Source organism: Streptomyces spiramyceticus, from assembly GCF_028807635.1.
Classification (GTDB): domain Bacteria; phylum Actinomycetota; class Actinomycetes; order Streptomycetales; family Streptomycetaceae; genus Streptomyces; species Streptomyces spiramyceticus.
In genome coordinates this window covers 1,842,800-1,867,440 of the sequence record NZ_JARBAX010000001.1, presented here as the reverse complement: position 1 = coordinate 1,867,440, position 24,641 = coordinate 1,842,800, and the positions used below count along the sequence as shown (strand labels likewise).

Sequence of the window (24,641 nt, the reverse complement as noted above, 5' to 3'; positions counted from 1 at the left end):
ATTGGTCGCCGGGCGTTATCGCCTGGGCGAAACAATAGGCCAGGGGGGAATGGGGCGTGTGTGGCGTGCGTTCGACGAAATCCTGGACCGCCGTGTCGCCGTAAAGGAAATGCGGATGGACGGCCTCGACGCGGAGGACAGCAGGATCCGCCGCGAACGCACACTGCGCGAGGCGCGCGCGACTGCCAGGATCGACCATCCCAATGTGGTCAGGGTGTACGACGTGGCGGAGGTGAACGACCGCCTGTGGATCGTGATGGAGCTCGTCGACTCGCGCTCGCTGGAACAAACCCTGGCAGAGGAAGGCCCGTTGCGCCCGCAGGAGGCGGCGAGAATCGGCCTGGGCCTGGTCGCGGCGCTGAGAGAAGTCCACGCGGTAGGAGTCCTGCACCGCGACATCAAGCCCGGCAACGTCCTGCTCGGCCGGGCGGACAGGCCGGGCCGGGCCGGCAGGGTGGTCCTGACGGACTTCGGCATCGCGGCGATCCAGGACACGAAGGCGCTGACGATGGCGGGGATGCTGGTCGGCTCACCCGACTACATGGCCCCCGAGCGGGTGGGCGGCCGCCCCCAGGGCCCGCCGTCGGACCTGTGGTCCCTGGGCGCGACGCTGTGCGCGGCGGTGGCAGGCCATTCCCCCTTCGCCCGCCCGACGACCCTGGCAACGCTGCACGCCGTGCTGTACGAGGAGCCCGTACTCCCGCCAGAAGCGGGCCAGTTGTCCCCGGTGCTGGCAGCGCTACTGGCCAAGGACCCGGCACTGCGCCCGGACTTGAACGCCTTGCACGCGGCGCTGGAGGCGGTCGAGTCGGCCGAGGCGATGACCAGCCCTGCGGACGCGCCGGGGCGTGGCGGGGCGGAGCCCCCGGAGGGGCCGCTGCGTGGCGTGGCGGAGGCACCGGAGAGGCTGCCGCGCGGCGTGGCCGAGGCCCCGGAGACGCCGCGTGGCGTGGTGGAGCCCCTGCATTCGCCGCCGCGTGGCCTGGCCGAGCTCCCTGGAGGGCTGCCGCATGGCGTGGCGGAGACTCCGCAGGCGCCGCCGCGCGGTGTTGCAGAGTTCCCTGAGATTCCGCCGCCCGGCTTGGCGGAGCTCCCTGAGGGGCTGCCGCATGGCGTGGCTGAGACTCCGCAGGCGCCGCCACGTGGTGTGGCAGGGGTCCCTGAGTCTCCGCTGCGCCGCCCGTCGGAGACCTTGGAGACGTCGCGGCGCGGTCTCGCGGAGGCTCCTGAGGTGCCGTCGCGCGGCCTGGCGGTGACTCCTGAGAGTCTGCCGCGCGGCTTGGCGGAGCTCCCTGGAGGGCTGCCGCATGGCGTGGCTGAGACTCCGCAGGCGCCGCCGCGCGGTGTTGCAGAGGTCCCTGAGATTCCGCCGCCCGGCTTGGCGGAGCTCCCTGGGGGGCCGCCGCGTGGCTTGGTGGAGCCCCTTGATTCGCCGCCGCCTGGTCTGGTGGAGCCTCCGGAGCCGCCGTCGCGCCGCCCAGCGGAGCCCCTCGGGCGGCACCCCCTCGCGCGCCCGCCGGCAGTTGGGCCTCCGCCTCCGCAGGCTCCCGACGCCCTGGGCGCTGAGGGGCGCGACGGGAACCCGGTGGCTGCCGGGTGTGGGCCGTTGGGTGGCGGTGGGGGTGTGCCGTCCTGGGGGCGGGCTGCGCAGCCCGCCGGGGTGTCCGCCGCCGGCCCGGCCGCCGGGCGGCCCGTGCCGGGCGCGGATTCGGGGCGTACGCCTGCGGGGAGCCGTAACGCCGCCGAGGCCACCGCTACCCCGGCCTCCCCGGCCGTCCCGCGCCCGCCCCGCTTCCGTAAGCCCACGAGCCACGCACTCGTCGCGGCCGTACTCGCAGCCGCTGCGGTCGTCGCCACCGTCATGGTCCTGACCGCCCGCGACCCCGTCGGCGAGCCGGTCGGGACTACGACACGTACGCCCACCCCGGCCTCGACCTCCGCCCCCACCGTCGCCGGGACTTCCCGGCCCCCCACCGCGCCGCCCGGCACCCGCAGCGAGACCGGGTTCGCCTGGGCGCCGCCCAAGGCGTGGACCCGTAGCGCCAAGACCCCGTCCAACGTCCACTACCACTCGCCCGCCGGACAACAAGAAATCGCCGCCTCGTACGCACTCGTACGCGGCGGCGATCTCCTCGCCCAATGGCAGCAGTTCGAACGGGACTCCCAGGACGTCCCCGGCTACAGCAAGCTGCGCCTGGAGCGCACCACCTTCCAGCAGCGGCCCGCCATCGTCTGGGAGTACCTGTTCACGCAGGGCGGCGAGCCCTGGCGGGCCCGTCAGCTCGGCTTCAATGCCGGCGGCAAGTCGTACCAGCTCAACATCTGGTACGCCGCCGGCACCCGGACCGAAGCCCTGCGTATTTACGACACGGTGGCCGAATCCTTCACGCCACTCTGATCCTGCCGCTCCTTGCCCCGGCGGAGCTTCTCGCGGACCAGGGCGATACCGACCACCAGCGCCGCGACCAGCAGCGACAGCAGCACCTGCTCGCGCGCAGCGTCGTCGTACGCCATGTAGACGATCACGAATGTGATCACACCGGCCGTCGCCCACGTCAGATACGGGAAGAGCCACATCTTCACGATGAGCTTCTCGGGGGCCTCGCGCAGGATGATCCCGCGCATCCGCAGCTGCGTGAAGCAGATGACCAGCCACACGAACAGCGCCACCGCACCCGACGAGTTCAGCAGGAACGCGAACACCGTGTCCGGCCACTTGTAGTTGAAGAAGACGGCGACGAAGCCGAAGGCGACCGACGAGAGGATCGCGGCGCGCGGGACGCCCTGCGCGTTCGTACGGGCGAACGCCTTCGGCGCGTCACCGCGCCTGCCGAGCGAGAACGCCATGCGCGAGGCCGTGTAGAGGCCGGAGTTCAGGCACGACAGAACCGCCGTCAGCACGATGACGTTCATGATCTGACCCGCGTGCGGGATACCGATCGAGTTCAGCGCGGCGACGTACGAGCCGTCCTTGACGATCGACTTGTCGTTCCACGGCAGCAGCGTCAGCACGACGAAGATCGAACCGAGGTAGAAGACACCGATACGCCAGATCACGCTGTTGGTCGCCTTGGTCACGGCCCGCTGCGGGTCCGCCGACTCACCGGCCGCCAGTGTGACGATCTCGCTGCCCATGAAGGAGAAGACGACCATCAGTACGCCGGTAAGGATCGCGCCCGGCCCCTCGGGGAAGAATCCGCCGCTGTCCGTCAGATGCGCGAAGCCCGCCCCCGGGTTGTCCGAGCCCGGCAGCACGCCGAAGACCGCGAGCAGACCGATGATGACGAAGCCGCCGATCGCGACGACCTTGATCCCGGCGAACCAGAACTCGAACTCGCCGTACGACGCGACCGAAGCGAGGTTCGTGGCGGTCAGTACGACCATCACGATCAGCGCCCAGCCCCACTGCGGTACGGCCGGTATCCAGCCCTCCAGGATCTTCGCGCCCGCGGTCGCCTCGACCGCCAGCACCACGACCCAGAAGAACCAGTAGAGCCAGCCGATCGAGAACCCGGCCCAGCGCCCGAGCGCGCGGTCCGCGTACGCCGAGAAGGACCCGGACGTCGGGTTCGCCGCGGACATCTCGCCGAGCATCCGCATCACGAAGACGACCAGCGCGCCGACGAGTGCGTACGACAGCAGGATCGCGGGACCGGCGGCTGCGATGCCGCCGCTCGATCCGACGAAGAGGCCGGCGCCGATGACGCCGCCGATGGCGATCATGGACAAATGGCGGTTTTTCAGACCGGCCTGGAGACCGTCGGAGGGCTGCGAATCCCCGGGTCCTACGGGGTTCTCGCCTGCCTTCGCAAGGGTCGGCTGCGCGTTCATGCACAATCCTTAGGTTCTTGGGTCACTCGGGTCACGAGCCCAGGCATTCAAACGCGACATGTCTCTGGACGGAAGAGCCGACTCCGGATCGTTGTACAGCGAGCGAATTCGTGAGTGCGGCGGCGACGCGGAACCGGGCGCCGAACCGGCGGCGAACCCGACTCCGAACGTGACGCGGACCGGACCCCGGCGACGGCGGCCGGGCCTCCCCCGTGCCACACTCGTCCCATGCGCGTGTACCTCGGTTCCGACCATGCCGGATACGAACTCAAGAACCACCTCGTCGAGTGGCTGAAGGCCCACGGCCACGAGCCCGTCGACTGTGGCCCCCACATCTACGACGCCGTGGACGACTACCCGCCGTTCTGCCTGCGCGCCGCGGAGAAGACGGCGGCGGACCCGGACAGCCTCGGCATCGTGATCGGTGGCTCGGGCAACGGCGAGCAGATCGCCGCGAACAAGGTCAAGGGCGTACGGGCGGCGTTGGCCTGGAGCGAGCAGACGGCCGCGCTCGGCCGGGAGCACAACGACGCGAACGTCATCTCCATCGGTGGCCGGATGCACACGGAGGAGGAGGCCACGAAGTTCGTGGAGATCTTCCTCGCCACTCCGTACTCCAACGAAGAGCGCCACCAGCGCCGCATCGACATGCTGGCAGCGTACGAACGGACCGGCACCCTCCCGCCGATCCCCTCTCACCACCCGCAGCAGCCGTAAGCAAGGCCGGACTCCGTCCCCGTCCGTCGGGTGGGGCGTGGTGCGGTGGCTTTGGGGTCGGTGCCGCGCTGGGGCGACCCCTTTGGGATGCCGCGCTTGCGCCGTTCGGCCCCTGCGGGCCTCTCGGGCTTCGTGCGGCTGCGCCGGACTCCGTCCGTTGGGCTGCTGGGCGGGGCGTGGTGCGGTGGCTTCGGGGTCGGTGCCGTGCTGGGGCGTCTCCTCGGGTGCCGAACGGGCGGGGGGTCGCATGTGTACGCCGCCCACGCTGTGTTCGACACCCTGCGGGGAGCGCCCCTGCACGTCCCCTCCCGCAGCGCGGTCCACGAAGCGCCACTGGGCTCATCCCGCGCTGCGAAGCCGGTGGCGGATCTGCGGCGCGAGAACCTCCCGCGGATCCGGCGCACCTGGGGGAGCATGTTCCCGCGAGGCGCAGCCGGCGCACCGCCCGGGGCCGTACCGCACCCCGGGGGTCTGGGGGCCTGCCCCCAGTTTCGGGAAGTGCCAGGGGAGAAAATCACCGCACCGCGCCGCACACCCGGACACGCAACCCGCAGGAGACCGGACCATGCCCGAGGGGCACACCATCCACCGCCTCGCCGAGGACCACCAGGCGCGCTTCGCCGGGTGGCCCGTGCGCGTGAGCAGCCCGCAGGGCAAGTTCTCCGACAGCGCGGCCCTCCTGGACGGCCAGGTCCTCGACGGCGTCGACGCCCACGGCAAGCATCTCTTCCTCGGCTTCGACGACGCCGACTGGATCCACATCCACCTCGGCCTCTTCGGCAAGCTCGGCTTCGGTACGACTCCGGCGCCCCCGCCCACCGACACCGTCCGCCTGCGCCTCGTCAACGACGACCACTACGCCGATCTGCGCGGCCCCACCACCTGCGCCCTGATCACCGAGCCCGAGAAGCGCGCGATACACGACCGCCTCGGACCGGACCCGCTGCGCAACGGCGACGACCCGGACAAGGCGTGGCGGCGGATCTCGAAGAGCCGCACCACGATCGCCGCCCTGCTCATGGACCAGAAGATCATCGCGGGCGTCGGCAACGTCTACCGCGCCGAAGTCCTCTTCCGGCACGGCATCGACCCGTACCGCGCGGGCAAGGACCTCACCCGCCGCGAGTGGGACGCGATGTGGGCGGATCTCGCGGACCTCATGCGGGAGGGCGTACGCAACAACCGGATCGATACGGTCCGCCCCGAACACACCCCGGAAGAGATGGGCCGCCCGCCCCGCGTCGACGACCACGGCGGCGAGGTCTACGTCTACCGCAGGGCCAACCTGCCCTGCCACATCTGTGGCGGCGAGATCCGCACCGCCGGTCTCGCCGCCCGCAACCTCTTCTGGTGCCCGGTCTGCCAGCACCGCTGACGGGCCGGGCGCGCAGCGCCTGCGCTCAGAAGCCGTGGGGCAGGAAGGGGGCGACCGCCGTCCCGAACGCCACCGACGCCTCCCCCAACGCCCCCGGCCGCAGCTCCCGCACCCGTCCCGCCCCCGCCAGCGCGGCCAGGCTGACGCCACCGAGATACGCCGCGCCCAACTCCCGTACGGACAGCGCGAGATCCGCCGCCTCGTGCGTACGCTTGCACGACGCGCCGCCCTTGTCGTCGCACCTCAGCCGCCAACGCCCCTCGTTCCAGGGGCAGAACGCGTCCGCGACCTCGAACACCACATCCACAGGAGCCTGATACGTACGCGCCTCCAGCGCCGCCCCGACATCCACCAGCCGCACATACAGCGAATCCCGCAGCCGTACGTCGCAGCGCCGGATGTCCGAGACGAGGTGCTGCCAGGGGTCGTCAACGGGCCTGTTGCGCGCCCGGATTCGCGACGTCAGGTCGATGTCGAAGAGGAAGCGCCACAGCGCCGCGTACGCCGTCGGGTCGACCGCCTCCAGGTCGCGCAGCACGACCGTGCCCTTCGCCCCTGCCGCGTCCCACTCCGGCTTGACATGGAACCGGGCGTATCCCACCGTCTCCCCGTCCAGGTCGGCCAGCACGCACCGCAGCGGCGAAGCGCCCTCGCGCTCGCTCACCGGGTCGAGCAGCGGCACGCCCTCCCAGTGCGGCCTGCGCGCGAGCATTCCCGGCCGGCCCGCGACCTGTTGTGCGTACAAGGCCTCGCACACGTCCCGCGCATCCGCCGGTTTCGCGAACCGGAGCCGTACGTCGTCCGTCCCGGCAGGCACTGCGAGCTGTACCCGCGCGGTGTCGATCTCCGCCGACATCTGCTGCGTCGCGGCGCCGTAACCGAATCGTCCGTAGATCGCCGGCTCCGACGCGGTCAGCAGCGCGAGCGGCTCGCCCCCTGCCCGTACGTCGTCAAGCTGACGCCGCATCATCGCGGTGAGGATCCCGCGCCGCCGGTGCGTCGTGGCGACGCTCACCATGCTTACGCCGGCGGCCGGCACGACGGCGCCGCCCGGCACGGACAGCCGGAAGGAGAAGGCCGTCGCCGTACCGACGTACTGATCCCCGTCACAGACCGCCAGGCTCCGGTCCGGTTCGGTCACAGCCCGGTCGAGCTCACGCTCCTCCGGACTCGCCGCTACGCCCCCGAAAGCGAGTTCCACCGCCTCGAACCAGTCGTCCCATTCGCCGGGCCGCAACACGCGCAGTTCGGTGGTCATATGCCATGCCTACCAGGCCCCCGGCAATCGGGCGACTCAATTTCGAACACAATGTCACAGGGGTCCCCCTGCGGAGCAGCGACGAGGATGGATAGGGTCCACCGCAATGGCACGTGGAGTAGGAGCAGATTCGTACACGGCCCGGACGCGCAAGTCGGCGCACCGGGCCCGCATCGCGCTGCGCAAATCCGGCGTCGACTATTTCCGGGGCGACGGGTCCGACTGGATCGCACTGGCGGGCCTGCTGCTCACCGTCCCGGCGATCGCCTGCGGCACCATCGCGACGCCCGTGTGGTGCGCGCCGTCCGCCCTCGTCCTCCCGATCGTCGCGGGTGGCCTGCTGCTGCGTCCGGCGAGCCTGCTCGGGCTCTACGCCGCGGCTGCCACCGCACTGATCGTCGAGTCGATCGTGCTGGGCCCGTACACGCAGGGTCCGGCGACGGTCACCCCCGGCACGGTCCTGACGGTCGCGGCGTGCGGCTTCTTCGGCCTGGTGATCGCCCAGTTCAGGGCACGGGTCGGCGTCCCCTGGCGGCGCGGCGGCACGATGCTCTTCGACCTGCGCGAACGCATCCGGGTCCAGAGCGCGCTGCCGCGCCTACCCAAGAACTGGCACCGCGAGATGGCGCTGCGGCCGGCGGGCGGCCAGTCCTTCTCCGGCGACTTCGTGGTCGCGGCGCGCACGAACGGCGACCGCACGCTGGAAGTGGTCCTGACCGACGTCTCGGGCAAGGGCATGGACGCGGGCTCACGCGCCCTGCTCCTGTCGGGCGCTTTCGGCGGACTGCTGGGCTCCCTGCCACCGCACGCCTTCCTCCCGGCGGCGAACGCGTACCTCCTCCGCCAGAACTGGGACGAGGGCTTCGCGACATCCATTCACCTGGTCCTGGACCTGGACTCCGGCGACTACGAACTCTTCTCGGCAGGCCACCTGCCCGCGCTCCAACTCCACGCGGGCAACGGCCGCTGGGAGGAGAAGTCGGGCGAGGGCCCGCTGCTGGGCGTGTACGACGGCGCACAATTCGACCCGGTAAAAGGCTCATTGCGCCCCGGCGACGTACTGATGCTCTTCACGGACGGCCTGGTGGAGACGTCGGGCCGGGACATTGCGGAAGGCATAGACCGCCTGACGGGCGAGGCGGACAGGTACGTCGTCTCAGGCTTCGGCGGCGCGGCATGGCACCTGATCGAAGCAGTGGCAAAGGACGTGAACGACGACCGGGCGCTGCTGCTGATCTGCCACGAGGCGTAGTAGGGCGCGGTGTTTGGGCCCGGGGACCCGCCCGCCTTCGCCGCGGCCGCCACCGCCGCATGACGGGGTGCTTGACTGCACCCATGACGCATCTGAGCCTGGCCGAGGTCGAAGCCATCGCCCGAGAGGCCCATGCCGCGCAGACCGACAAGGCGGGGCGCCCGTACACCGAGCACCTTCAGGCGGTCGCCGAGGGGGTACGGGCCCGGGGCGGCACCGACGAGCAGATCGCGGCGGGCTGGCTGCACGACTCGGTGGAGGACGACGCGCTGTCCCGCGCCTGGCTGGATCAGGCCGGACTTCCGCAGTCCGTGAAGGACATGGTGCTGGCCGTCACCAAGCGCCCGGGGGAGGACCTGCGTACGTACACGGCCCGCATCCTCGCGACCCCCGGCGCGCTGCTGGTGAAGGAGGCGGACCTCGCACACAACGCGGACCCCGGCCGTCTCGCCGTACTCGACGAGGCGACCAGGGCCCGGCTCACGCTCAAATATGCAGAGGTACGCCGCCTCCTGGGGCTGGCCTAGGAGGTTTTCCCGGCCGGCTGGGGCCGGCGCTCGCGCTGCCTGGCGACCTCGACCGCGTCGCGGCGGAAGGCCCAGTTCATTTCCGGCTCCATCGCGAAGCGGAACAGCCGCCGCACCGGCGGGGTGCACAGCAGCGTGACCGCGACGGCCATCGCGACCGTCACGAAGATCTCACCGAGCGGGGTCGAGAGCGACGGGTAGGTCTCGAAGAGTTCCGCGTAACTGGCGCCCTTCACCAGGAAGCCGTGCAGCAGATAGCCGCCGAGGGTGCCGGCGCCGAGCACCGTGAACCACATCTTGCGGCGCGGGACCCAGGACAGGAAGCAGGCGGTCAGCACCAGCGAGCAGCCGAAGAGGGCGAAGGTCATGACGACCCCGGCCCACCAGGGTGCGCCGATCTGCTGTGAGGCGCTGCTGTGGTAGAACCACCCGAGCCCGACCCGCGGGGCCGCCCAGTAGGCGAATACCAGCGTGCACAGGACGACGGGGATCGCCAGCAGCCTGACCTCGCGGCGCCGCACCATCTGGAAGTGCTCCGGCTTGAGCAGCAGACCCAGCACGAAGTACGGCAGGAACTGCAGTACGCGCTGGAGGTTGAGGTCGTCTCCGATGTTGGGGGTCACGGAGGCGAGCACGGCGATACCGAGCGCGACCGGCAGCGGGTACCTGATCACGCGCCACAGCGGGGTGGTGATCCGCCAGCAGAACAGGGCGATCAGGAACCAGGTCAGGTACCAGGGGTCGAGCAGACTGATCGACTGGTCCGGGTCGTCGGCCCACCGCTTGAAGAAGGTGTAGGCGGTCTCGAAGATTACGTACGGTACGGCGACGCCCGTCACCAGGCGCTGGATCTTCTTGGGGCTCATGTCGAAGCCGCGCGAGAAGTAGCCGGAGATGATGATGAACGCCGGCATGTGGAAGCTGTAGACCACGATGTAGAGCGCCCGGGTGGCACGGCTGCCGTCCATCACCGGTTCCCACATGTGCGCCATCGCCACGAAAACGATGGCCAGGTACTTGGCGTTGTCGAAGAAGGCGTCGCGCTGCTTCGCTGCCGGAGCGGAGGATGCGGCAGCAGCTTCGGCCCCGGACCGCGGGGTGGACTCGCCGGTCCGTGCAGGGGGGGCTTCGGGCTCCAACTCCCGGGCCGGGGGGAGCGGGGCCCTCTGATATCCGTGCGGAGCGTGAAACATCTGAGGCACCTTAGCGTCGCCCGATGGATTTCGTAAAACGTCGTTCTCGACCATCTCCTATTCGCTCGGGTGCCCCGCTCACGGGAAGTCGACATAGTGATGCGCTCTTATGACGTGACTCACATGTTCGCCCTCGTATGGCCCAATTCATCCCACTTAAATGGTGCATACCGCCATCGGGCGACTCTGGTGATATGTCCTGTTCATTGGGCCCATATCGACCCCATCGGATGTGCGCTCCCCGGCTATTCGAATTTCCTGCGAACAATATGTGTGGGACCGGAAACGATCACGACGTATTAACTCCCGCGCGCGGCGGATCAATTCAGCGGCGCCCAGGTGGCGCTCCGGTGGCGATTTAGCCGCGCGTATGTGCGGCTCCCGCGCCGGGTTGTGCGCTCCGGGGGCCGCTGCGGCGCGAACCGGCCACGGACGTTCCGTCACCCGGCAGCCACCACTGGTGAGTTGGTGGCACGATGGTGCCTGCGGGAGTGCGCCGGGTCGTTCGCTCCCGGGCCGGCAAGGCGGACCGACCAAGGGTGTGATCAGTTGTGGCCATTTCACTGTCTGCGGTGCTTCTGTTGGCGATCGTCCTCGTGGTGTTGATCCGAGGGGGCTCGATCAAGGCGGGACCAGCGGTGGTGGCCGTGCTCTTCGGCTTCTTCCTCGCGTCCACCGGGATGGCGCCGTCGATCAATCGCTTTCTGGACTCGATAGCGGACACCATCAACCAGATCAGCTTCTAGCGCTTGAGCAGCTTCCAGGGCTTCCGAAGCTTCCAGACCGCAAAAAACCTCCGGCCCGGCCTGGTGACGTAATCACCGAGCCGGGCCGGAGGCCGTGGAGCGGGCGACGGGAATCGAACCCGCGTAGCTAGTTTGGAAGACTAGGGCTCTACCATTGAGCTACGCCCGCACATGTCGCACCGCAGGTCAGGTGACCGCGGCACGAGAAGCATCGTAGCGGGTCCGGGGCCGCCGACGCACACCCGTAACGCCCTCGGTAAACCTGCGGCCGCACTCTCTGCGGGCATGTACCCTACGTGTCGCACCGACGGGGTGTGGCGCAGCTTGGTAGCGCGTCCGCTTTGGGAGCGGAAGGTCGTCGGTTCGAATCCGGCCACCCCGACCATTACCAGCACGATCTTGCCTGATCCCGCCCGATCCCGATTCATGATCGCGTTGTGGGAGTCTTCCTCCTTGCCGTTACTATGCAATCTGCGTGCCCGTGTGTCTGATGTGCCGGGCCCGATCGGCGAAGCCGCCTCCCGCGCGGCCCAGCAGAACCCCAGATGTCAGCCCCCAAGGAGACCGAACCGTGAAGAGCGCCGTGGAGACCCTGAACCCGACCCGGGTTCGGCTCAGCATTGAGGTGCCCTTCGAGGAGCTCAAGGACAGCCTCGACGCGGCGTACAAGAAGATCAACCAGCAGGTCACGGTGAAGGGCTTCCGCAAGGGCAAGATCCCGAACCGAGTCATCGACCAGCGGTTCGGCCGTGGTGCTGTGCTGGAGGAGGCCGTCAACGACGCCCTTCCGAAGTTCTACACCGAGGCTGTCAGCGAGGGTGAGCTGAACGTTCTCGGCCAGCCCGACGTCGACATCACCGAGCTGAAGGACGGCGAGCTGCTGTCGTTCACCGCCGAGGTGGACATCCGCCCGACGATCGAGATCCCGGACTACTCCGGCATCGAGGTCGAGGTCGACGCGGTCGAGGTCACCGACGAGGACGTCGACAAGGCCGTGGAGGAGCTGCGCGCGCGCTTCGCTTCCACGAACCCGGTCGAGCGTGCCGCCGCCGAGGGCGACGTCGTGACGATCGACCTCGAGGCCAAGGTCGAGGGCGAGGTCCTCGAGGACGGCGTCGCCGAGGGTGTTTCGTACACCATCGGTTCCGGCGAACTTCTCGACGGCATCGACGAGGCCGTGACCGGCCTGGAGGCCGGTGGCGAGACCACCTTCACCTCCTCGCTCAAGGGCGGCAGCGCCGAGGGCAAGGAAGCCGAGGTCACCGTCAAGGTCACCGCGGTCGCCGCCCGTGAGCTGCCCGAGCTGGACGACGACTTCGCGCAGATGGCGAGCGAGTTCGACACGCTGGACGAGCTCAAGGCCGACAGCCGCAAGCGCCTCGAGAACATGAAGCAGTACGAGCAGGCCACGCAGGCTCAGGAGCGTGTCCTCGACAAGCTGCTCGAGCTGGTCGAGGTCCCGATCCCCGAGAAGCTTCTCGCGGACGAGGTCAAGACCCGCAAGCACAACCTGGAGCACCACCAGCTCGGCCAGATGGGCCTGGACATCGAGAAGTACCTCGAAATCCAGGGCAAGACGGCCGAGGAGTTCGACGCCGAGCTCGGCGAGCAGGCCGTCAAGGGCATCAAGACGCAGTTCATCCTCGATGAGCTCGTCAACAAGGAGAAGCTGAACGTCAACCAGGAGGAGCTCACCGAGCACCTCATGCGGCGTGCGCAGTCCTCCGGCATGAGCCCCGACCAGTTCGCCCAGGCCGTCGTCGAGGGTGGCCAGGTGCCGATGCTCGTCGGCGAGGTCGCCCGCGGCAAGGCGCTCGCGGTGGTCGTCGAGGCCGCCAAGGTCGTCGACACCAACGGTGAGCCCGTCGAGCTCGAGGACGAGGAAGAGGCCGAGACCGCCGTCGAGACGGTCGAGGCCGCCGCCGAGGGCGAGGACAAGCCCTCCGAGGACAAGGCCTGAGCTTCAGCCTGATCTCCTGCAACGGGCCCGGACGCGTCACGCGTCCGGGCCCGTTGTCGTACGTGGGTACGGGCCCGTACCTTGCGCTCCCAGCGAACAGTTCGGGAACCGGGATGGCGTTGTCCCACCTGCGCGTTAGGGTCCATGAAGAGGAGAGTGGGGAGTCCCCGCCCTCCGGTACAAAGACGCTGAGACGGCCGGAGCCGTCAGAGACGAGCAGGTGTAAACGTGACGAATCTGATGCCCTACGCCGCGGGTGAGCCGTCCATCGGTGGAGGCCTCGGCGACCAGGTCTACAACCGGCTGCTCGGCGAGCGGATCATCTTTCTCGGCCAGCAGGTCGACGATGACATCGCCAACAAGATCACCGCGCAGCTGCTGCTCCTTGCCGCGGATCCGGACAAGGACATCTTCCTGTACATCAACAGCCCCGGTGGCTCGGTGACGGCGGGCATGGCGGTCTACGACACCATGCAGTACATCCCGAACGACGTCGTCACCATCGGCATGGGCATGGCGGCCTCGATGGGCCAGTTCCTGCTGACCGGTGGCACCGCGGGCAAGCGCTTCGCGCTCCCCAACACCGACATCCTGATGCACCAGGGCTCGGCCGGCCTCGGCGGTACCGCCTCCGACATCAAGATCCAGGCCGAGCAGCTGCTCCGTACGAAGAAGCGCATGGCCGAGATCACCGCCAGGCACTCCGGCCAGACCGTCGAGACGATCATCCGTGACGGTGACCGCGACCGCTGGTACACCGCGGAGGAGGCCGTCGAGTACGGCCTCATCGACTCGATCATGGCCACTGCCTCGGGCGTTCCGGGCGGCGGCGGCACCGGGGCCTGATCCCCGCAGCCGAGCCTCCCCCAGCCCACCGAACGCCACCAGGATGGTGAACACCCACATGAACAATTACTCCGCGAACGGCCTCTACACCGGCCCGCAGGTGGACAACCGCTACATCGTCCCGCGCTTCGTAGAGCGCACGTCGCAGGGCGTGCGTGAGTACGACCCGTACGCGAAGCTCTTCGAGGAGCGCGTGATCTTCCTCGGCGTGCAGATCGACGACGCCTCCGCCAACGACGTCATGGCGCAGCTGCTGTGCCTGGAGTCGATGGACCCGGACCGCGACATCTCGATCTACATCAACAGCCCCGGCGGCTCGTTCACGGCCCTCACGGCCATCTACGACACGATGCAGTTCGTGAAGCCGGACATCCAGACGGTCTGCATGGGCCAGGCGGCCTCCGCCGCGGCCGTCCTGCTCGCCGCCGGTACGCCGGGCAAGCGCATGGCACTCCCCAACGCGCGTGTGCTGATCCACCAGCCGTCCTCGCAGACCGGCCGCGAGCAGCTCTCCGACCTGGAGATCGCGGCCCAGGAGATCCTCCGGATGCGCTCGCAGCTGGAGGACATGCTGGCGAAGCACTCCACGACGCCGATCGAGAAGATCCGCGACGACATCGAGCGCGACAAGATCCTGACCGCCGAAGACTCTCTCGCGTACGGCCTGATCGACCAGATCGTGTCCACGCGCAAGAACGTGCCGGCCATGGCCGTCTGACGCATGACAGCCCGCCCCTTGGCACAGAGCACGTCAATGTGAACCGTGCCAAGGGGGGCCCGAACGGGGGGCCAGGCAAGGTACCGTCGGATATGAGGCACCAGGAGACGCTGAACGTGGCGTCTCCCAGGCGAAGGGGAAGCACCTCGTGGCACGCATCGGTGATGGCGGCGACCTGCTCAAGTGCTCGTTCTGCGGGAAGAGCCAGAAGCAGGTGAAGAAGCTCATCGCAGGTCCCGGTGTGTACATCTGCGACGAGTGCATCGACCTCTGCAACGAGATCATCGAGGAGGAGCTCGCAGAGACCTCCGAGGTGCGGTGGGAGGAACTTCCCAAGCCGCGGGAGATCTACGAATTCCTCGAGGGGTACGTAGTCGGCCAGGAGCCGGCCAAGAAGGCCCTCTCGGTAGCGGTGTACAACCACTACAAGCGCGTCCAGGCCGGCGAGAACGGCAGCGGCGCGGGCCGCGACGACGCGATCGAACTGGCCAAGTCCAACATCCTCCTGCTGGGTCCCACGGGCTCCGGCAAGACGCTGCTGGCCCAGACGCTCGCCCGGATGCTCAACGTCCCGTTCGCCATCGCCGATGCGACGGCGCTGACGGAGGCGGGTTATGTCGGCGAGGACGTGGAGAACATCCTCCTGAAACTGATCCAGGCCGCCGACTACGACGTCAAGAAGGCCGAGACCGGGATCATCTACATCGACGAGATCGACAAGGTCGCCCGCAAGAGCGAGAACCCATCGATCACGCGAGACGTCTCCGGCGAGGGCGTACAGCAAGCCCTCCTGAAGATCCTTGAGGGCACGACGGCGTCGGTCCCGCCGCAGGGCGGCCGCAAGCACCCGCACCAGGAGTTCATCCAGATCGACACGACGAACGTGCTGTTCATCGTGGGCGGTGCGTTCTCCGGTCTGGAGAAGATCATCGAGTCGCGTGCGGGAGCGAAGGGAATCGGCTTCGGCGCGACGATCCGCTCCAAGCGGGAGATCGCGGCGAGCGACCAGTTCCAGGAGGTCATGCCCGAGGACCTGGTGAAGTTCGGGATGATCCCCGAGTTCATCGGCCGCCTCCCGGTGCTGACCTCGGTCCACAACCTCGACCGCGAAGCGCTCCTCCAGATCCTGATCGAGCCGCGCAACGCGCTGGTGAAGCAGTACGAGCGCCTCTTCGAACTCGACGGCGTGGAGCTGGAGTTCGAGCGCGAGGCGCTGGAAGCGATCGCGGACCAGGCGATCCTCCGCCAGACGGGCGCGCGGGGCTTGCGCGCGATCATGGAGGAGGTCCTGATGTCGGTGATGTACGAGGTCCCGTCCCGCAAGGACGTGGCGCGTGTCGTCATCACGGCGGACGTGGTCCACAACAACGTGAACCCGACGCTGGTGCCGCGCGAGCCGCGGATCGTCAAGAACGACGGCCGCCACGAGAAGAGCGCGTAGCGGTCGCGACGTACGAACGCCGAAGGGGCGCCCTGCCGGTCCAACTGGCGGGGCGCCCCTTTGCGTTGGGGTTGGCCGCTACTGCGCGACGCGGATTTCCGACCGGAGCTTGGCGGCGAGATCGGCCGTTTCGTCCATCGTCGGGGGCTTCGCCCTGTCGTCGGCCATGACCAGCGCGAATGTGCTGTAGTCGGCCCAGAGGCACATCACGCTCGTCCGGTTCTGCCCGGTGGCGGCGTCCTTGCCCTCGAAGTTCTGGCACTTCATGATGCCGCTGTCGAAGCCGTCCGGGGAGACTTCCTCGGGGTCACCGATCAGCTTGGTGGCGTTCGGCTTCCCGGCGTTCTTCTGGGACTCTTCCTTCATCTTGGCGAATTGGAGGTCCAGGGTGTTCTCGGGGTCGCTGATCTCGCCCCAGGTCCCGAAGACGTTCAGGGACTTGGCCGTCTTCATGTCCTCGAGCGCTGTGGGGTCAGTGGGGTCGAACTTGCTCAAGTCCGTGGTCGAGTAACTGGCCCCGGTGGGGTGCCCGTTCTTGATCCCCAGGGCGGCGAGTTCTTTCTCGTCCTTCGGGGTCGTCTCGGACTCGCCGGACCCCTTGCCCAGGCGCTTGTACTCGCCGCCGAGCACCGTCGCCGGTGTCGTCAGCTTGTGCGGGCCGTCGTCCGCGAGGTCGGAACCGCCGGCACCTGCGGTGAAGTACCAGATACCGCCACCCACAACCGCCAGCGCCACAATCACCGCGCCCACGATCAGGCCCGTCTTCTTCTTCGGCGCGCCCGGCGGGGGCGGGACCATGCCGCCCGGGTACTGGGGCTGCTGGCCGTAGGGGCCCGGCTGTTGGGGGTGGCCGTAGGGCGGCTGCTGGGCCTGCTGGGGGTAGCCGTAGCCCTGGGGCGGCGGGGCCTGCTGCGGGTAGCCGTAGCCGGGCTGGCCCTGCGGGGGCTGCTGTCCGTACGGGTTCGGCTGGCCCTGCGGCGGCTGCTGGCCGTAGGGGCCGGGCTGCTGAGGCTGCTGCCCGCCGTACGGGCCCGGCTGGTTGTAACTCATTACTGGGTTCCCCTCCAGATGCTTATGCGTTCCGAACATCCTGACGGAACCGTCATCATCATGGGGCGGCGGGGGGCTCACCGTTACCAACAATCCGGTTTCGGTACGGGGCTGTGACGCCCGTAAACTGAGCCCGTGACCGAGAACTCTCAGCAGCAGCCAGCAGCCACCCCCGAACTGCCGACCCAGTACGCGCCGGCCGAAGTAGAGGGGAAGCTGTACGAGCGCTGGGTAGAACGCGGTTACTTCGAAGCCGACGAGAAGAGCGACAAAGAGCCGTTCACCGTCGTCATCCCGCCGCCCAACGTCACCGGCAGCCTCCACCTGGGGCACGCCTTCGAGCACACCCTGATCGATGCCCTTACGCGCCGTAAGCGCATGCAGGGGTACGAGACGCTGTGGCAGCCCGGCATGGACCACGCCGGTATCGCCACGCAGAACGTCGTCGAGCGCGAGCTCGCCAAGGAGGGCAAGTCCCGCCACGACCTGGGGCGCGAGGCGTTCGTCGAGCGCGTCTGGCAGTGGAAGGACGAGTCCGGGGGCCAGATCTCCGGGCAGATGAAGCGCCTCGGCGACGGTGTCGCCTGGTCGCGCGAGCGGTTCACCATGGACGAGGGCCTGTCCAAGGCCGTCCAGACGATCTTCAAGAAGCTGTACGACGACGAGCTGATCTACCGCGCCGAGCGCATCATCAACTGGTGCCCGCGCTGTCTGACGGCCATCTCCGACATCGAGGTCGAGTACCAGGAGGACGACGGCGAGCTCGTCTCCATCCGGTACGGCTCGGGCGAAGCCGAGATCGTCGTCGCGACGACCCGCGCCGAGACGATGCTCGGTGACACCGCCGTCGCCGTCCACCCCGACGACGAGCGGTACGCCCACCTCGTCGGCACCGAGATCGAGCTGCCGCTCACCGGCCGCCGTATCCCGGTCGTCGCCGACGAGCACGTCGACCCCGCGTTCGGCACGGGCGCCGTCAAGGTCACCCCGGCCCACGACCCGAACGACTTCGAGATCGGCCAGCGGCACGGGCTGCCCAACCTGGCCGTGATGGACGAGCGCGCGGTCATCACCGCGCACGGGCCGTTCCAGGGACTCGACCGTCTTGAGGCGCGCAGCGCCATCGTCGCCGCTCTGCGGGCCGACGGCCGGATCGTCGCCGAGAAGCGTCCGTACGTCCACCAGGTCGGGCACTGCTCCCGCTGCAAGACGACCATCGAGCCGCGCCTGTCCCTGCAGTGGTGGGTCAAGGTCGGTCCGCTGGCGAAGGAGGCCGGCGACGCGGTCCGCGACGGGCGGGTCAAGATCCACCCGAAGGAGATGGAGCCCCGCTACTTCGGCTGGGTCGACAACCTCCGCGACTGGTGCATCTCGCGTCAGCTGTGGTGGGGCCACCGGATCCCCGTCTGGTACGGCCCGAACGGCGAGATCGTCTGCGTCGGTCCCGACGACGAGGCGCCGACCGGCGAGGGCTGGCACCAGGACACGGACGTCCTGGACACCTGGTTCTCCTCCGGCCTGTGGCCGTTCTCCACGCTCGGCTGGCCCGAACAGACCCCGAGCGTCGAGAAGTTCTATCCGAACTCGGTCCTGGTCACCGGGTACGACATCCTCTTCTTCTGGGTCGCCCGGATGATGATGTTCGGCCTGTACGCGATGGACGGCACCCCGCCGTTCCACACCATCGCCCTGCACGGCATGGTCCGCGACCAGTTCGGCAAGAAGATGTCGAAGTCCTTCGGCAACGCGGTCAACCCGCTGGACTGGATGGACACCTACGGCTCCGACGCGGTCCGTTTCACGCTCGCGCGTGGTGCGAACCCCGGTGTCGACGTGCCGATCGGTGAGGACTGGGTCCAGGGATCCCGCAACTTCGCCAACAAGATCTGGAACGCCACCCGCTTCGCGCTGATGAACGGCGCGACGGTGGAGGGTGAACTGCCGCCCGCAGAGCAGCTGTCGGCGGCCGACCGGTGGATTCTGTCGCGGCTCAACGCGACGGTCGCCGAGGTCGACGCGTACTACGAGGACTACCAGTTCGCGAAGCTCTCGGACTCGCTCTTCCACTTCGCGTGGGACGAGGTCTTCGACTGGTACGTCGAGCTGTCGAAGACGACGTTCTTCGCGGGCGGGGAGGCTGCCAAGGTCTCCGGCCGTGTCCTCGGCGAGGTCCTCGACGTCACACTGCGGCTGCTGCACCCGGTCGTCCCCTTTGTCACCGAGACGCTGTGGACCACGCTCACGGGCAAGGAGTCGCTGGTCATCGCGGACTGGCCGAAGGACTCCCGCTTCCGTGACGAGGCGGCCGAGAAGGAGATCGCGCTCGTCCAGCAGGTCGTCACCGAGGTCCGCCGCTTCCGCTCCGACCAGGGCCTCCAGCCCGGCCAGAAGGTCCCGGCCGAGCTCACCCTGACCGGTACGGCGCTGGCCCCGCACGAGGCGGCCATCCGCCAGCTGCTGCGCCTCCAGCCGGCCGGCGAGGACTTCCACGCCACCGCGTCGCTGCCGGTCGCCGGTGCCAGGGTCGCGCTCGACCTGTCCGGCACGATCGACGTCGAGGCGGAGCGCAAGCGCCTGGCGAAGGACCTCGCGGCGGCGCAGAAGGAGGTCTCGCAGGCTTCCGCGAAGCTGGGCAACGAGGCCTTCCTCGCGAAGGCCCCGGATCAGGTCGTGGACAAGATCCGTACCCGGCTGGCGAAGGCGGAAGAAGACATCGACCGCATCACTGCTCAGCTTGCGGCGCTTCCGAACGAGTGAACGCGCGGCCAGGGCACTGCCTCTGTCGGCACGAACCGCTTGACTGGCAGAGGCAGCCTTCCCCGCACGCGCGGGAGCGACCCGGACCTGGCGGCTGCCGAGAAGGAAAAGGTCCAGTTGTCCCTGCTGCGGCGGGGGTGGGCGGCGAGGCCCCGGCGTGCCGGGGCCTCGCCCGTTTTCATGGCGCCCGGAGCCCCTGGCGTACGGGGGCGAAGCCGCTGTCAGTGGTGCTCCGTAGACTGGTCCCGTGAGCCAGCTCCCCCCGCACGACGACAGTGATGCCCCCGACGCCCCCGACGCCTTCGAAGAGATCGTCCAGGCCGAGACCGGACGTGATCCCGACCTCGCGGTGATCGAGGCAGGCAGCCGTACCCTGCGCACCCAAGGCGCCCCGCCGCAGGGCGACGGCGCCGCCGGCCGCCCCAAGGACCCGGAGGTGGACAAGGCGCTGCGCGCGGTCGAGCAGGAGCTCATGGGCCGCTGGCCCGAGACCAAGCTCGATCCGTCGCTGGTGCGCATCGCCGCGCTGATGGACCTGCTGGGCGAGCCCCAGCGCGCGTACCCCTCGATCCACATCACCGGCACCAACGGCAAGACCAGCACCGCCCGCATGATCGAGGCGCTGCTCGGCGCCTTCGAGCTGCGCACCGGGCGGTACACCAGCCCGCACGTGCAGTCGATCACCGAGCGCATCAGCCTGGACGGCGCCCCGATCGACCCCGAGCGCTTCATCGAGACGTACAAGGACATCCAGCCGTACGTCGAGATGACCGACTCCACGCAGGAGCACCGCCTGTCGTTCTTCGAGACGCTGACAGGCATGGCGTACGCCGCCTTCGCGGACGCACCTGTGGATGTGGCCGTCGTCGAGGTCGGCATGGGCGGCAGCTGGGACGCGACGAATGTGATCGACGCGTCGGTCGCCGTCGTCACACCCATCGACCTGGACCACGTGGAGCGGCTCGGCGCCACCGCCGGCGAGATCGCCGTCGAGAAGGCCGGGATCATCAAGCGGGCCGCCACGGTCATCCTGGCGCAGCAGCCGGTCGACGCGGCCCAGGTGATGCTCAAGAAGGCCGTCGAGGTCGACGCGACGGTCGCCCGCGAGGGCATGGAGTTCGGCGTCGTGTCCCGCGAGGTCGCGGTCGGCGGCCAGCAGATGACGCTGCGCGGTCTCGGCGGTGAGTACGAAGAGATCTTCCTGCCGCTGCACGGCGCGCACCAGGCGCACAACGCGGCGGTCGCGCTGGCGGCCGTCGAGGCGTTCTTCGGCATCGGCGCGGAGCAGGCGCGCACGCTCGACAACGAAACGGTCCGCAAGGCCTTCGCCTCGGTCACGTCACCGGGCCGCCTGGAGGTCGTACGCCGCAGCCCCACCGTCGTCCTGGACGCGGCCCACAACCCGGCGGGCGCGCGGGCGGCGGCCGAGGCCGTCACCGAGGCGTTCAGCTTCAGCCGCCTGATCGGGGTCGTCGGCACGAGCGGCGACAAGGACGTGCGGGGGCTTCTCGAAGCCTTCGAGCCGATCTTCGCCGAGGTGGTCGTCACCTCCAACTCCACGGGCCGCGCGATGGACGTGGACGAGCTGGCCGCGATCGCCGTGGAGGTCTTCGGCGAGGACCGCGTCCAGGTCGAGCCGCGCCTCGACGACGCGCTGGAGGAGGCGATCACCCTCGCGGAGGCGGAGGGCGAGTTCTCGGGCGGCGGCGTGCTGGTGACCGGTTCTGTGATCACGGTCGGCGAGGCCCGGCTGCTTCTCGGGAGGGGCTGAGTTCTTGTGCGTACGCTCTGTGCATCCACGCTGATCAGCGAAGTCTTCGTCATAGGCTTCGCCGGCCTGGTCGCCATGAAGTCCGACGACATCTCGATGACCACGGTCTGGACGGTCTGCGGCGCCGGGATGCTGTTGTCCGTCCTGCTCTGCGGGATGCTCGGCCGCCCCGGCGCGGTCCAGCTCGGCTGGGCGCTCCAGATCGGGCTGATCGTCAGCGGCTTCGTGGTCCCGACGATGTTCTTCCTGGGCGCGGTCTTCGCGGGCCTGTGGTGGGCGTCGATCCACTACGGCCGCCAGATCGACGAGGCGAAGGCCAAGTGGGCCGCGCAGGCGGAGGCATCCGCCGGGCCTGACGCTGCGTGACCGGTCACCGGACACGCAGGGTAGCCTTCTCGCACTTCCGCACCCACGTTTTGAAGGAGCCCGCACCGTGAGCCAGCGCACGCTCGTCCTGCTCAAGCCCGACGCCGTACGCCGCGGCCTGACCGGCGAGATCATCAGCCGCATCGAGCGCAAGGCGAACTGGACCATCACCGCGCTGGAGATGCGCAGCCTGGACCGGGCGATCCTTGAACAGCACTACGGCGAGCACGTCGGGCGCCCCTTCTACGAGCCGCTCGTCGAGTTCATGTCCTCGGGTCCGGTCGTCGCGCTCGTCGTCGAGGGCGAGCGCGTCATCGACGGCGTACGCCAGTTGGCGGGCCCCACTGACCCGATTGCCGCCGCGCCTGGCAGCATTCGTGGCGATTTCGGGACTATTGTCCGTGAGAACCTCGTCCACGCCTCGGACTCCGAGGAGTCCGCGGAGCGAGAGCTGAAGCTTTTCTTCCCCGGCATTTCCTGACATAACGTCAGCCATATAGGGCTCATGGTCTGGGGCGACCGAAGTAATTCGGTCGCCCCTCGGCATATGCACGATGATGTAGGGAACGCATCCCTCAGACACGACGTCACCATTACTGGGGCGGGTACGTGTTCCGCTCACAATGGCGAAGGACCCTCGCGCTGTGTCCGTGCAGGCGGCACTACGATGAAGCCTCACGCCCACACCACTCGCTTCGCCGTCCTGAAAAGCCAACCGCTCCGCTTGGGAAGGCCCGACGCATCCTCATGGGGAACAAGGGGAACTCAATGTCGTTCATCGGCCGTGACATGGCTATCGACCTCGGGACTGCCAACACGCTGGTGTACGTCAGGGGTCGCGGGATCGTGCTCAACGAGCCCTCCGTCGTCGCCATCAACACCAACACGGGCGGAATTCTCGCGGTCGGTTCCGAGGCGAAGAAGATGATCGGCCGCACGCCCGGCAACATCGTGGCCGTGCGACCGCTGAAGGACGGCGTCATCGCCGACTTCGAGATCACAGAGCGGATGCTCCGCTACTTCATCCTGAAGATCCACAAGCGCCGCTACCTCGCACGTCCCCGCGTCGTCGTCTGCGTACCCTCCGGCATCACCGGAGTCGAGCGCCGCGCCGTCATCGAGGCGTCCACGCAGGCCGGCGCCCGTCAGGTGCACATCATCGAGGAGCCCATGGCGGCGGCCATCGGCTCGGGCCTGCCGGTCCACGAGGCCACCGGCAACATGGTCGTGGACATCGGTGGCGGCACCACCGAGGTCGCCGTCATTTCGCTCGGAGGAATCGTCACAGCACAGTCCATCCGGGTGGCCGGCGACGAGCTGGACAACGCGATCATCCAGCACATCAAGAAGGAGTACTCCCTCCTCCTCGGCGAGCGCACCGCCGAGCAGATCAAGATCACCATCGGTTCGGCGTACGACCTCGACAAGGACGAGCACACCGAGATCCGCGGCCGCGACCTCGTCTCGGGCCTGCCCAAGACCGTCGTCATCTCCGCCGCCGAGGTCCGCAAGGCCATCGAGGAGCCGGTCAACGCGATCGTCGACGCGGTGAAGACCACGCTCGACAAGTGCCCGCCCGAGCTCTCCGGCGACGTCATGGACCGCGGCATCGTCCTCACCGGCGGCGGCGCGCTGCTGCGCGGCCTCGACGAGCGGCTGCGCCGCGAGACGGGCATGCCGATCCACATCGCCGAGGACCCGCTCGACTCCGTCGCGCTCGGGTCCGGCAAGTGCGTCGAGGAGTTCGAGGCGCTCCAGCAGGTACTGGACGCCCAGCCCCGCAGATGACCGGCTCAACGAATCCGCCGTACGAGGCCTCCCAACTCGTGCGGCGGATCGTTGATATACAGGCATAGGTATTCCGACGAGGAAGGCACGGCCGCCGCACGTGAGGGACACACGAGAGAGCCGGCTGCTCCTGGTGCTGCTGATCGCCATCGCATTCGCACTGATTACGGTGGATATCCGCGGCGGCGAGGAGTCACCGGTAGACGGCGCGAGGCAAGCCGCCGCCACCGTCTTCGGACCGGTGGAGAACGGGGTCGCCGCAGCTGTCGACCCGATCGGCAACGCCGTTGGCGCCATAAGGGATTCCGGTGAGCGGCACGACCGCCTCACCGTCCTTGAGCGCGAGAACGCCGCACTGAAGCAGAAGCTCGGCAGCGACGACCGCAACCGCAGCCGCGTACGCCAGCTCGACAGGATGCTCAAGACAGCCGGCGCCGGCCGGTACGGCATCAAGGGCGCCGAGGTCATCGCGATAGGAGCGGCCCAGGGCTTCTCCTGGACCGTCACCATCGACGCCGGCCGCAATGACGGCCTCAAGCGGGACATGACCGTACTCAACGGCGACGGACTCGTCGGCCGCGTCACGACCGTCGGCCCGGACACCGCGACCGTGCTGCTCGCCAACGACCCCGACTTCACCGTCGGCACCCGCCTGGAGAAGACCGACGAACTCGGCTTCGCCACCGGCCAGGGCGACCGCCCCCTCGCCGTGCAGATGCTCAACGGCAAGGCCAAGGTCAAGGCCGGCGACCGGCTCGTCACCTTCGGCTCGCAGGCGGCCAAGCCGTTCGTGCCGGGCGTCCCCGTCGGCCAGGTCACCCGCGTCGACCCGTCCGGCGGCGACCTCACCCGCACCGTCTACGTCCGCCCGTACGTCGGCTTCAGCAAGCTCGACATCGTCGGCGTCGTCGTCGAAGCGCCCCGCCAGGACCCGCGCGACATGGTCCTGCCGGCCAAGCCCGCCGGCCCCAAGCCCACACCCACGGTCACCGTCACGGTCACCCCCTCGGCGCCCCCCGCCGACGGCACCCAGTAGGAGCTGAAC

Annotated in this window: 20 protein-coding genes and 2 tRNA genes; 17 read left to right on the top strand and 5 right to left on the bottom strand. The window is 68.8% G+C overall.

What is annotated here, in order from left to right:
* Positions 1–49 precede the first annotated feature (49 nt).
* Entirely contained in the window at positions 50–2,398 is a 2,349-nt protein-coding gene (locus PXH83_RS08500) for a serine/threonine-protein kinase (protein WP_420803131.1), read from the top strand.
* Here the strand turns inward: PXH83_RS08500 and PXH83_RS08495 are convergent.
* Positions 2,362–3,831 carry an amino acid permease gene (locus PXH83_RS08495; RefSeq protein WP_274558431.1) on the bottom strand — a complete coding sequence of 490 codons (1,470 nt, stop codon included), beginning with the start codon at positions 3,829–3,831 and terminating at the stop codon, positions 2,362–2,364. The genes PXH83_RS08500 and PXH83_RS08495 overlap by 37 nt on opposite strands.
* A 228-nt stretch (positions 3,832–4,059) precedes the next feature.
* Here PXH83_RS08495 and PXH83_RS08490 point away from each other — a divergent pair, with 228 nt between their 5' ends.
* Together PXH83_RS08490 and PXH83_RS08485 are read left to right on the top strand one after the other, a co-directional pair.
* Positions 4,060–4,548, top strand: coding sequence for a ribose-5-phosphate isomerase (locus PXH83_RS08490; RefSeq protein WP_274558430.1), 489 nt, complete (start codon positions 4,060–4,062; stop codon positions 4,546–4,548).
* Between the two features lie 565 nt (positions 4,549–5,113).
* The gene (locus PXH83_RS08485) at positions 5,114–5,923 is read left to right on the top strand and encodes an Fpg/Nei family DNA glycosylase (RefSeq protein ID WP_274558427.1); all 810 of its coding nucleotides are present in this window, start codon (positions 5,114–5,116) and stop codon (positions 5,921–5,923) included.
* A gap of 25 nt (positions 5,924–5,948) precedes the next feature.
* Here the strand turns inward: PXH83_RS08485 and PXH83_RS08480 are convergent, their stop codons facing one another.
* A complete protein-coding gene (locus tag PXH83_RS08480; RefSeq protein ID WP_274558425.1) occupies positions 5,949–7,181 on the bottom strand; it encodes a GNAT family N-acetyltransferase in 1,233 nt (410 codons plus the stop codon).
* 106 nt (positions 7,182–7,287) lie between these two features.
* On the opposite strand from PXH83_RS08480, the gene PXH83_RS08475 reads away from it, so the two are divergent.
* Both PXH83_RS08475 and PXH83_RS08470 read left to right on the top strand, forming a co-directional pair.
* Positions 7,288–8,433, top strand: coding sequence for a PP2C family protein-serine/threonine phosphatase (locus PXH83_RS08475; protein WP_274558423.1), 1,146 nt, complete (start codon positions 7,288–7,290; stop codon positions 8,431–8,433).
* A gap of 83 nt (positions 8,434–8,516) precedes the next feature.
* Positions 8,517–8,960 (top strand): HD domain-containing protein, encoded by a 444-nt coding sequence (locus PXH83_RS08470; RefSeq protein ID WP_274558421.1) that lies wholly within the window; start codon positions 8,517–8,519, stop codon positions 8,958–8,960.
* Here PXH83_RS08470 and PXH83_RS08465 read toward each other — a convergent pair.
* Positions 8,957–10,153 carry an acyltransferase family protein gene (locus PXH83_RS08465; protein WP_274558419.1) on the bottom strand — a complete coding sequence of 399 codons (1,197 nt, stop codon included), beginning with the start codon at positions 10,151–10,153 and terminating at the stop codon, positions 8,957–8,959. The two genes, PXH83_RS08470 and PXH83_RS08465, sit on opposite strands and share 4 nt — an antisense overlap.
* A gap of 551 nt (positions 10,154–10,704) precedes the next feature.
* On the opposite strand from PXH83_RS08465, the gene PXH83_RS08460 reads away from it, so the two are divergent.
* A complete protein-coding gene (locus PXH83_RS08460; protein ID WP_274558416.1) occupies positions 10,705–10,899 on the top strand; it encodes a hypothetical protein in 195 nt (64 codons plus the stop codon).
* A 95-nt stretch (positions 10,900–10,994) separates the two neighbouring features.
* On the opposite strand, the gene PXH83_RS08455 is transcribed toward PXH83_RS08460, so the two are convergent.
* A tRNA-Gly gene (locus PXH83_RS08455) sits at positions 10,995–11,068 on the bottom strand.
* 139 nt (positions 11,069–11,207) lie between these two features.
* Here PXH83_RS08455 and PXH83_RS08450 point away from each other — a divergent pair.
* The 5 genes from PXH83_RS08450 (at position 11,208) to clpX (ending at position 15,864) form a co-directional block, all read left to right on the top strand.
* Positions 11,208–11,284 (top strand) — tRNA-Pro (locus PXH83_RS08450).
* Between the two features lie 186 nt (positions 11,285–11,470).
* Positions 11,471–12,859 carry a trigger factor gene (gene tig / locus PXH83_RS08445; RefSeq protein ID WP_274558414.1) on the top strand — a complete coding sequence of 463 codons (1,389 nt, stop codon included), beginning with the start codon at positions 11,471–11,473 and terminating at the stop codon, positions 12,857–12,859.
* Between the two features lie 228 nt (positions 12,860–13,087).
* Positions 13,088–13,705, top strand: coding sequence for an ATP-dependent Clp protease proteolytic subunit (locus PXH83_RS08440; RefSeq protein ID WP_374225069.1), 618 nt, complete (start codon positions 13,088–13,090; stop codon positions 13,703–13,705).
* A gap of 43 nt (positions 13,706–13,748) precedes the next feature.
* Positions 13,749–14,423 carry an ATP-dependent Clp protease proteolytic subunit gene (locus PXH83_RS08435; RefSeq protein ID WP_274558411.1) on the top strand — a complete coding sequence of 225 codons (675 nt, stop codon included), beginning with the start codon at positions 13,749–13,751 and terminating at the stop codon, positions 14,421–14,423.
* Between the two features lie 148 nt (positions 14,424–14,571).
* Positions 14,572–15,864 carry an ATP-dependent Clp protease ATP-binding subunit ClpX gene (gene clpX / locus PXH83_RS08430; protein WP_274558409.1) on the top strand — a complete coding sequence of 431 codons (1,293 nt, stop codon included), beginning with the start codon at positions 14,572–14,574 and terminating at the stop codon, positions 15,862–15,864.
* Positions 15,865–15,942: 78 nt separating this feature from the next.
* Here the strand turns inward: clpX and PXH83_RS08425 are convergent, their stop codons facing one another.
* Positions 15,943–16,914: a hypothetical protein gene (locus tag PXH83_RS08425; RefSeq protein WP_274558407.1), complete on the bottom strand. Its 972-nt coding sequence runs from the start codon at positions 16,912–16,914 to the stop codon at positions 15,943–15,945.
* 135 nt (positions 16,915–17,049) lie between these two features.
* Between PXH83_RS08425 and PXH83_RS08420 the strand changes: the two genes are divergently transcribed.
* The 6 genes from PXH83_RS08420 to mreC all read left to right on the top strand — a co-directional run bounded on the left by PXH83_RS08420 (position 17,050) and on the right by mreC (position 24,632).
* The gene (locus PXH83_RS08420) at positions 17,050–19,671 is read left to right on the top strand and encodes a valine--tRNA ligase (protein WP_274558405.1); all 2,622 of its coding nucleotides are present in this window, start codon (positions 17,050–17,052) and stop codon (positions 19,669–19,671) included.
* 247 nt (positions 19,672–19,918) lie between these two features.
* A complete protein-coding gene (gene folC / locus PXH83_RS08415) occupies positions 19,919–21,442 on the top strand; it encodes a bifunctional tetrahydrofolate synthase/dihydrofolate synthase (protein ID WP_274558403.1) in 1,524 nt (507 codons plus the stop codon).
* Between the two features lie 6 nt (positions 21,443–21,448).
* Positions 21,449–21,808 (top strand): DUF4233 domain-containing protein, encoded by a 360-nt coding sequence (locus PXH83_RS08410; protein ID WP_274558401.1) that lies wholly within the window; start codon positions 21,449–21,451, stop codon positions 21,806–21,808.
* 67 nt (positions 21,809–21,875) lie between these two features.
* Positions 21,876–22,289: a nucleoside-diphosphate kinase gene (gene ndk / locus PXH83_RS08405; RefSeq protein WP_274558398.1), complete on the top strand. Its 414-nt coding sequence runs from the start codon at positions 21,876–21,878 to the stop codon at positions 22,287–22,289.
* A 287-nt stretch (positions 22,290–22,576) separates the two neighbouring features.
* Positions 22,577–23,596 (top strand): rod shape-determining protein, encoded by a 1,020-nt coding sequence (locus PXH83_RS08400; RefSeq protein WP_055599051.1) that lies wholly within the window; start codon positions 22,577–22,579, stop codon positions 23,594–23,596.
* 100 nt (positions 23,597–23,696) lie between these two features.
* Positions 23,697–24,632, top strand: coding sequence for a rod shape-determining protein MreC (gene mreC / locus PXH83_RS08395; protein ID WP_274558395.1), 936 nt, complete (start codon positions 23,697–23,699; stop codon positions 24,630–24,632).
* The last annotated feature ends 9 nt before the right edge of the window (positions 24,633–24,641 follow it).